Here is a 2,341-nt window from a genome sequence, read left to right as displayed (position 1 = left end):
AGGAGGAAAAGGAATGTCTGACACTGCAAATGTATCGGTTGGGAAACCGAAAATAGAAGGTGCTGTATACCGTGCGCCGATTGGAAGCACGCTTCCAACAGATGCGAAAGCGGCTCTTGATGCGGCATTTAAAGGACTGGGATATATCAGTGATGCGGGAATGGTCAACAGTAACTCGCCAACGACGGAAAATGTAAAAGCCTGGGGAGGCGATCAGGTTTTATCTTACCAGACCGAAAAACCGGACACCTTTCAGTTTACGCTTATTGAAGCGTTAAATGAAGAAGTGCTGAAAATGGTATACGGTGATGACAACGTTGCCGGTACGCTGGCAGCGGGCATTACAGTAAAAGCGAACAGCAGGGAGCAGCAAGAATGTGTATATGTTGTTGATATGATTCTGAAGAACAATTCCCTGAAACGCGTTGTTATCCCTAAAGGAAAGGTGACGGCTGTAGGCGACATTACATACTCTGATACGGCCGCAATTGGCTATCAGACAACTATCACGGCGGCGCCAGATTCCGCAAGTAATACGCACTACGAATACATCACAAAGGAGGCCGCAAAAGCATGATTAAGGGTACAACAAAATCGGGATTTAAATACGAGGTCGATGAAAGCGCAGCGGATAATATGGAGCTGATTGACGCACTGGCGGAGGCGGCAGGCGATGATATGCTTGCTATTTCCAATGTTTGTAAAATGTTGCTTGGAAAGGACATGAGGAAAAAGCTCTACGATCATGTCCGCGCAGCGGATGGACGCGTCCCCATTAAGAATGCGGTCGATGAAATTATGGAAATTATGCAGGCTATGGGAGATAAGGGAAAAAAATAATATCCCTCGCCGGGATGATGGCAGTGGACCGCGATGCATGGATATGTGACCTTGCAGAAACATATAGAATATTTGATTACAGGGCGTTACCAGTTGGCTTACTGGCGACGCTCTCTTTCGGTTTAAGGGAAGATTCCAGGATTAAGCAGAAGATGAATGGAATGAAAACATCAAATAGTACCATGCTCCTGATGTTGGCCGTGGACTGTCTGAGAATGCTTGTATGGATGAATACAGCCGATGGGGCTAAGAACATCAATCGGCCTAAGTCGTTGGTTGAGGAATTGATTGAAACTCCAAACCAGAATAGAGAATTTGAGGTATTCGAATCCGGCGAGGATTTTGAAGCGAGACGAAGAAAAATAATAGAGGGGGTATGATAAATGGCAGCAGGAACGGAATTAGCAAAAGCATATGTACAGATTATACCCTCCGCTGATGGCGTAAAAGGGAAGATCCAGGAGGCGCTTGGCGGAGAGGCGGAATCAGCCGGAAAATCCGCGGGGGCCTCTGTGGGAAGTAACCTGATAGGCACATTAAAAAAAGCGTTGGTTGTAGCCGGAATTGGTGCTGCAATCAAGGAGTCTATTGAGGCCGGTGCGGAATTACAGCAGAGCATCGGTGGCATTGAGACACTGTTTAAGGATAACGCGGACACTGTAAAGCAATATGCAGCAGACGCATATAAAACCGCTGGGCTGTCGGCAAATGATTATATGCAGAGCGTAACCGGGTTTTCCGCAAGCTTGTTACAGGGGCTTGGCGGAGACACGGCGAAAGCCGCTGAAGTTGCCAACATGGCACTGGTGGACATGTCCGATAATGCGAATAAAATGGGTAGCGACATGGGGTCGATACAAAACGCTTATCAGGGCTTTGCAAAGCAAAATTATACGATGTTGGACAACCTAAAGCTGGGATACGGTGGGACGAAGTCAGAAATGGAACGGCTCTTAAAGGACGCCGAGAAGTTCTCCGGTGTTAAATATGACATCGACAATTTAAGCGATGTATACAACGCTATCCATGTTATTCAGGGAGAACTTGACATTACCGGAACTACAGCAAAAGAAGCTTCGACAACAATTTCTGGATCCATGGACTCGATGAAGTCTTCTTTTCAAAATGTTCTTGCAGATCTGGCCCTGGGAAATGATTTAAGCGCTTCCATGCAGGGACTGGGAGATTCTATTGCGGCCGTGGCACAGAATATCATACCGGTAATTACAAACATTATCACATCGGTTCCAACTCTATTAGTTGCATTGATTCCGCAGCTAATCCCGATTGTAATATCCGGGGCGCAGCAGCTTGTTCAGGGATTAATAGACGGCTTTTCGCAAGCCTTGCCGGCCATAAGCGGTATCAGTACACAGATTCCTGACGGAGTTATAACGGCCATTTCCACCGGGCTTCCTTCTATCCTGCAAAAGGGTGTGGAAGTTATCACGAATGTGGCAAATGGAATCTTGCAGAATCTTCCGTCATTAATTTCCGCAGC

At 46.7% G+C, this 2,341-nt stretch carries 4 protein-coding genes; all 4 read left to right on the top strand.

The window, feature by feature from the left end; all coding sequences use genetic code 11:
• Positions 1 to 13 precede the first annotated feature (13 nt).
• A complete protein-coding gene (locus CLOSYM_RS15395; protein WP_044902546.1) occupies positions 14 to 577 on the top strand; it encodes a phage tail tube protein in 564 nt (187 codons plus the stop codon).
• Complete coding sequence (locus CLOSYM_RS15390; RefSeq protein WP_021642815.1) at positions 574 to 840, top strand: hypothetical protein; 267 nt, start codon at positions 574 to 576, stop codon at positions 838 to 840. The genes CLOSYM_RS15395 and CLOSYM_RS15390 overlap by 4 nt, the downstream gene beginning before the upstream one ends.
• Before the next feature lie 23 nt (positions 841 to 863).
• Positions 864 to 1,220: a DUF5361 domain-containing protein gene (locus tag CLOSYM_RS15385; protein ID WP_207638262.1), complete on the top strand. Its 357-nt coding sequence runs from the start codon at positions 864 to 866 to the stop codon at positions 1,218 to 1,220.
• 3 nt (positions 1,221 to 1,223) lie between these two features.
• A partial coding sequence (locus CLOSYM_RS15380; RefSeq protein WP_021642813.1) for a phage tail protein occupies positions 1,224 to 2,341 on the top strand: 1,118 nt, incomplete at its 3' end.

This window comes from [Clostridium] symbiosum ATCC 14940, assembly GCF_000466485.1.
Taxonomy (GTDB): Bacteria; Bacillota; Clostridia; order Lachnospirales; family Lachnospiraceae; genus Otoolea; species Otoolea symbiosa.
This window is presented reverse-complemented; position numbering and strand designations above follow the sequence as displayed.